Source organism: Corallococcus sp. AB032C, from assembly GCF_003668935.1.
GTDB lineage: Bacteria > Myxococcota > Myxococcia > Myxococcales > Myxococcaceae > Corallococcus > Corallococcus exiguus.
In genome coordinates this window covers 1-6,149 of sequence record NZ_RAWP01000209.1, presented here as the reverse complement: position 1 = coordinate 6,149, position 6,149 = coordinate 1, and the positions used below count along the sequence as shown (strand labels likewise).

The 6,149-nt window shown below is 70.3% G+C and carries 6 protein-coding genes; 1 reads left to right on the top strand and 5 read right to left on the bottom strand.

All coding sequences use genetic code 11. The features are described from left to right. Positions 1–432: 432 nt before the first annotated feature. A complete protein-coding gene (locus D7X99_RS41260) occupies positions 433–1,083 on the top strand; it encodes a hypothetical protein (RefSeq protein WP_121782505.1) in 651 nt (216 codons plus the stop codon). On the opposite strand, the gene D7X99_RS41255 is transcribed toward D7X99_RS41260, so the two are convergent. From D7X99_RS41255 to D7X99_RS41235, 5 genes are all read right to left on the bottom strand, one after another. Next, positions 1,084–2,058 (bottom strand): hydrolase, encoded by a 975-nt coding sequence (locus tag D7X99_RS41255; protein WP_121782504.1) that lies wholly within the window; start codon positions 2,056–2,058, stop codon positions 1,084–1,086. Then, complete coding sequence (locus tag D7X99_RS41250; protein ID WP_120581371.1) at positions 2,055–2,357, bottom strand: YkgJ family cysteine cluster protein; 303 nt, start codon at positions 2,355–2,357, stop codon at positions 2,055–2,057. The genes D7X99_RS41255 and D7X99_RS41250 overlap by 4 nt, the downstream gene beginning before the upstream one ends. 22 nt (positions 2,358–2,379) lie before the next feature. Continuing rightward, complete coding sequence (locus D7X99_RS41245) at positions 2,380–3,519, bottom strand: hypothetical protein (RefSeq protein ID WP_121782506.1); 1,140 nt, start codon at positions 3,517–3,519, stop codon at positions 2,380–2,382. A gap of 723 nt (positions 3,520–4,242) precedes the next feature. Beyond that, positions 4,243–5,199: a GNAT family N-acetyltransferase gene (locus D7X99_RS41240; protein ID WP_121782503.1), complete on the bottom strand. Its 957-nt coding sequence runs from the start codon at positions 5,197–5,199 to the stop codon at positions 4,243–4,245. A 43-nt stretch (positions 5,200–5,242) separates the two neighbouring features. Continuing rightward, on the bottom strand, positions 5,243–5,914 hold the full coding sequence (locus tag D7X99_RS41235) for a hypothetical protein (protein WP_121782502.1): 672 nt from the start codon (positions 5,912–5,914) through the stop codon (positions 5,243–5,245). Positions 5,915–6,149: the final 235 nt, after the last annotated feature.

The following is a 6,149-nucleotide window of genomic DNA, read 5'->3' as shown; positions in this document are numbered from 1 at the left end:
GGTCGGGGCAGCACGCAGCACAAGCAGCACGGCGGATCAGGGCAGTGCGCATCACCTCTCATCGCGCGGCACCGTGGGGCAGCACGCGGCGCGGTCGAGCAAGGCAGCAGGCAGGTCGCAGGACGGGGCTGGGCGGCGGGATGGAGCAGTGCGCAGCTTGGGGGAGTCCGGCAACGGTGGTCGTGGTCGCCGGACGGGAGACGTGAAGAGCCGTGAATCAAGACGTGGCGGTGCGAGAGCTTCGCGATCCAGCCGGCGGCGGCATCGAGGCGACGCGACAGTCAGCACCGGACGTGTGGCGGGAGTGGAGTGGCGGGTCGGGGGGAGCAACACGCAGCCGGGTCATCGGAGAGAGCACGTCCTCCCGGGATCCGGCGTACCTCGCAAATCTCATCGCGCGTGGCCGCGATGTCCGGAACGGGGAGAAGCCTCATGGGAGCGGTGTCCATCGTCACCGCGGCGGTAGCGGTCCTGGCGGCTCACACGGCCGTGGCCCAATCAGCACCGCAGGTGCAATCACCACAGGTGCAGGCACCGCAGATGGAAGGCCGTCGGCGGCTGAGCCATGATCCGGAGCGGCTGGCGCCCTTCGGTCTGATGCTCGACGCGGGCATGCCCGAAGGCGCGGGACTCTCCGGCGTCCTCCGGCCCTCGCCGTACCTGCGAATCCACCTGGGCGGAGCGCACAACGGGCTGCGAGGCGCCTTGCGCGCGGGACTCACGCTGCTTCCGCTGAAGAGCAAGATCTCTCCCTCGTTCTCATGGGAGTTCGGACACGCGCAGGCCGCGAGCACGCAGACGCTGAACCGGCGGCTCGCGGACCGCACGCAGCTGCCCACCTCCTCCATGGAGCGCGTGGGCTACACGTACATCAGCACGCACGTGGGCCTGGAGTTCAACGCCACCCGGCGCCTCAGCTTCTTCGTGCGCGGCGGCATGAGCTTCATGGAGATGGACGTCCCCAGCCTCCAGAAGCTGGACGAGCCCTTCCGCGACGGGCTGTCTCCCGTGGAGACGCAGTCGTGGATGATGCGCAAGGTGCAGCCGTCCGGAAAACTCGGCCTCACCTTCTTCTTCGGTTGATCAGCTGGCGAGCACCCGCTCGAAGAACGCGAGCGCCTGCGCCTCCGCCCAGAAGTACGGACGGTGCACGCGGCCCGCGACGAAGCCTACGTGGCCACCCTGCTCGGTCATCACCACGCTGAGGAACGGGTTGTCCCGCGCCGACGGCGGAATCACCGGCGCCTCCAGCATCGGATCATCCGCGGAGCTCAGGAGCAGCGTGGGCCGGCGGATGTCCGCGAGCCTGGGCCCCGACGACGCCTCCCGGTAGTAGTGCTCCGCGTCCCGGAAGCCATGCAGCGGCCCGGTGACCACGTCGTCATAGCCCCGGATGGTGCGCGCCGCCTCCATGCGCGTCCCGTCGAACGCGCCCGGGAACCGCTGCAACTTCGCGCGGGCCTTGCTCTTGAGCGTGCGCAGGAACCGCTCGCGGTAGAGCCAGTGGTAGCCGCTGCCACCATCCAGCTTGCGGCAACACGCGTCCAGGTCGTACGGCGCGCTGATGGACGTGGCGGCCACCACCGGCGCCTGGTCTCCCGTCTCCTCCAGCAGCCGGCACAGCACGTTGGCGCCCAGGGAGAAACCCACCGCGAGCATCGGTCCGGTGATGCGCTCGCGCACGTCCGCCATCACCAGCAACGTGTCCGCCGTGTCTCCGGAGTGGTACGCCCGGGCCAGCCGGTTCGGCTCCCCGCTGCACGAGCGGAAGTTGATCGCCGTGGCGCCCCAGCCGCGCTTCGCCGCGCCCCGCAGCACCTCCGTGACGTAGCCCGCTTGGGATGAGCCCTCCAGGCCATGCAGCACCACCACGTGCGGCGCGCCCTTCGGCCCGTCAAAGGTGTCCAGGTCGACGAAGTCCCCGTCCGGCAAATCCCTCCGCTCCCGGCGCAGGGGAGGCACGCGGGTGGGGCGCACGAGCGACGCGTAGATGGTCTGCGCGTGCGCGCCTCGAATGCCCGGCGCGGGAATGAACGGCTCGGTGGGCTGGAAGTTCACTTCCGCTCCCTGATGGCGCGCGCCATCCGCATGGAGGCGCAGCCGGACTTGCGCACGGACTCCGCCTCCGCGGTGAGCTGGAACAGCGCCAGGTAGTTGTTCACGCGTTCTTCCAACGTGGGGGCCTCGATGCGGCGGCACACCTCGTCCGCCGCGTAGTCCCGGCACACCTGGGGCCTCCGCTCGTACACGGTGCACAGGTTGTCCGCGCCCAGATGCGGGCACCGCAGCCCCAGCGGCTTGTCCAGCGCGGCGATGTCCGGCGCCACGCAGCAGGCGCCACAGCAGGTGCACTCCATGAAGCTCCTCGACGGTGCTTCTTCAGCGGCGGACGGCCTGCTCCACCTTGCCCAGGTTCGTCACGGTGAGCGTGACGCCCTGGCCCTTCTTCCACGCGACGAACTCGTCCTCGCGCGTGGGCTTCACCTCGTGCTGCTTCACGCCGTCGTCGTCGTAGCGCACGAGCACGGTGTAGTCCTCCTCGCGCCGCACCCGCTCGTTCGTCCCGGCGACGAGCTCCGGCCAGCGCGGCGGCCCCTCCGTGCCCTTGAGCTCGCGCGTGTCCACCGGTTTCCACACGTACGTGTCGTAGGCGCACTGCTGCGAGTAGACGGGCTCGTTGCGGTAGCGCGTCTCCGTGTCGCAGTCCTCGTAGGACTCGTTGCAGTACTTCGTCACGTCGTGGCAGACCTCTTCGGCGAAGCCGTTGCCCTTGTCGCGACGGGTGCACTTCTCCTCGGTGCCGCAGGCCACCTTGCGCGTCTTCGTCCGGCACACGCGCTGGGTGCCGTCCGCCACGCGGCGGGTGCCACGCTGTCGGGACGCGCAGTCACGGATGTTCGTCACGCCCGCGACCTCGCCCGCACCGTTCACCGGCATGCGCGGCGAGGTGTTGCTCAGCTCGTCCCGCCAGCCCGTGCGTGTCTCCGGGACGAAGCGCTCCTGCACCAGCGCGCGGCGCCAGTTCGTGGCCACCACCTCGCCCTTGAGCTCATGCTTCATGTTGCCCCAGATGCCCACCGCGCAGGTGCCCAGGCAGCAGGAACTCAAGATGCCCACCACGATGAGCGCCACCTTCCCGAAGCGGCGGGGTTTGGGCGCGGGCTTCGGTGGCGCCCTGGGAGACAGGTCCGCGAGCGGCGCGGCCTTCGCATCCGAGCCCCGTTCGGCGGAGCACTGCCGGCAGCGCTTGCCGTCGCCCCGGTTGGCCGCGCCGCAGTAGGCGCAGAACCAGTCCTCGCCAGCGCCGGCCATCTCCAGGGCCTGCTCGTCGCTGACACCCTCGCGGGTGGACTTGCCGGAGGCCGCGTCCACGTCACCGAAGTCGAACTCGGACTCCTTGCCGCTGAGCTCCCGCGGGTTGTTGCAGGAGGGGCAGTTCTTGTGACGGGCAGGGATGTTCCGGGCGCCGCAGGAAGTGCAGTTCCAGGAGCCCTCGATGATGCGCCTTCGCTCGGCCATGGAGCGCATCCTAGGGGACCTGTCGCCGCCTGACACATCCGGGTTGGGGTCTCCGCCATTGTTCCCACCGGGCCGGAGGTGGGGTGCCAGACCGCTCGCCAGGGATGGGAGCGCGGAGGTCCCCATGTCGCGTCGGATTCTGGAAGCAGCTCCGAAACACCGGATGTTGCGCCGCACCCTCTACGGGTTGCTGCTGGCCGCTCCCCTGCTGCCCGGGGGACTGGCCTGCGGCGACAACGATGCCAGCGGGGGCGAGCCGCTCTCCGCGCAAAGCGGAGGGCGCCTCGAGCTCGAAGCGGATGGAAGCCTGCCCTCGAACCCCTCCTGCGAGCCCTGTCCACGGCATCCTGAAGGTGGCGTCAGGCTGGGCTGCTCGGCGCAACCCACGGTCCTCGGGGGTACCGTCCTCGTCTGCAACTACGCCACCTGCCTGAATGACGGCCGCCGCCCGGAGGGCCTGAGGGAAGCCGCCGTACTGGATTCAGGCAGCGAGCTGGGAGCCCTGTTCGCGAAGGCGGCCTGGTTGGAGGCGGCGTCGGTGCCCGCGTTCCTGCGGCTCGCGGAAGAGCTCCAATCGGCGGCGGGACGCGCTGCGGCTCCTGGGCCACGAGGTGGACGGCCACCCTCCGCCGGAGCCGTTGATCCACGACGCGGGCCTTCCCTCACGAGCGCAGGCCCAGGCCCTGTTCCAGGGGCTCGCCGCCGTGGGTCTTCAGACATGATTCACACCCAGAGGGCGCGAGGGAAGGGGACCTCCGGCGCGGGAGGCAGCCCCGGGCGCAGCGGCCGCAGCATGGGCAGCGACCCGTCCCGCTGCACCCGCACCGCGCCGGGGACGCCGCCGAGCAGTGACGCCGTCGTGGGCTCCTCCCACCACACCACGCGCTTGAGCCCCGCGTGATGCGCCACGCGGCGCGCCTCCGTGAGCAGCGCCTCCGCCGCGGAGGCGTCGCGCGCATCCAGCATCAGCACCACCAGCTCGCCGTAGCGCGCGTTCATCGTCCACAGCGCGGTGGATTCGCCCACCACCGCGCCGCACGTTCGGGGCCGGGGCCGCGCCAGCAGGTCCGCGTAGACACGCTCCCGCTCCAGGTGCCAGTCCACCTGCGCGGCGCCAGGCCACAGGAAGAAGGTCACGTCCGGCTTGCGCATCCGCGCGAGCGCCCCCGCCACATCCGTCTCCTGGAGCCCCCCGTCCACGGGCCGTTCCCCCGGCGCATCGACCGCGTCCAGGTGCCAGTCCCACGCGGGCACGTCCACGTAGCCCGACCGGCGATACAGCGGCGCCCCGACGTCGGAGAACAGGACCACCGAGTGCGGCCGCGTCGCCACCTGCTCCAGCTCCGTGGCGACGGCGTCCATCAACCGGGTGGCGTGGCCCCGCCCGCGCAGGTGCTCCTCCGTGTACACGCTGGCGATGGCGTAGCTGTCCCCCTGCGTCAGCTGTCCGTCCGCGCCCCGCAGGAAGCTGTCCGTGTGGAAGGTCTCGCACGACGCCAGCACCCGGCCGTCATCCGCCAGCCACAGCCACGTGTTCATGCCCTCGCGGCTCCACGGGTGCGCGCGCAGCCGCGCTTCACGCTCCTGGTACTGCGGCACGCTCAGGGGTGAACCCCACGCGGCATGGGTGACGGCGTCGCGCTGCGCCTTCTGCGCATCGGTGGCGAGGACGAGTGACATGGTGCCGGGCACGCTAGACACGTGCTCCGCCCGCGCGCGAGCACTACAGCGTCGTGGTGTACGGGAACCGGAAGTGCAGCTGCAGGTACGCCTGCCCCACGTGGAAGATGCCGTCCCCCAGCGAGTCCGGCAGCCCCAGCCCGCCCAGCTCCTGCGGCACGTAGAACGTGGACTCCCAGCCCACGCTGACGAGGAAGCTCTTCGCCAACTGGAACTCCAGGTCCGCGCCCAGGCTCGCTCCGGGCCGCAGGAAGTGCGTGTCCGGCAGCGTGTCGGAGAAGATGTACGCGTACGTCAACACCAGCCCCACGCCCAGCTTGAAGCGCACCGGACTGGATGACAGCGGCACCCCCAGCCCCAGCGGCTTGAACGTCACGCCGTACATCCCCGTGTCACGGTACTTGGGCGAGATGATGAACGAGTCCGGGATGAAGATGGACGGCGAGATGCGGATCTCATCCATCTGCTTCGCCTGCTTCCGGTAGCGCGCCGGGATGGCGCGCTGGTTCTTGCGCAGCCATTCCTTGTCCAGCACCGCGTCCACCGACAGCTTCAGGCCCGTGTGCAGGAGCTGGTCGTCCGCGATGGGGCCGGAGAACACGAACACCGCCGGCCCCACGCCCACGTCCACCGGCACGGTGACCTTCTGCGCCGCGGGGACGACGGCGGGCCACAGCGACAGCGCGAACAACAACGGGAGCAGGGTGGGCCTCAAGGCGGGTCCTCACGTACCGGGTCCAGGGCCGACCCGCGTTTCGAGCCTAGAAGGCTAGGACGCTCCGTGTCCCGCATGCGCTAAGAAGTTCGCGCCGGAAAGGGAGCCGGCCCATTCACGCTCCCTTGCAGGTCCGCTGTCGCACCTGCCTCATCCCAAGGAACCCAGATGCTCCCCGTTGCGCTGCTGCTCGCCTCATCGCTGCAATCCCAGACGCCGGCGCCCGCCCCGCGTC

What these genes read in the sequence shown, in the direction of transcription:
- D7X99_RS41245 (WP_121782506.1), bottom strand. Translation starts at nt 3,519, where the DNA reads ATGGCCGAGCGAAGGCGCATCATCGAGGGCTCCTGGAACTGCACTTCC.
- D7X99_RS41250 (WP_120581371.1), bottom strand. Translation starts at nt 2,357, where the DNA reads ATGGAGTGCACCTGCTGTGGCGCCTGCTGCGTGGCGCCGGACATCGCC.
- D7X99_RS41240 (WP_121782503.1), bottom strand. Translation starts at nt 5,199, where the DNA reads ATGTCACTCGTCCTCGCCACCGATGCGCAGAAGGCGCAGCGCGACGCC.
- D7X99_RS41260 (WP_121782505.1), top strand. Translation starts at nt 433, where the DNA reads ATGGGAGCGGTGTCCATCGTCACCGCGGCGGTAGCGGTCCTGGCGGCT.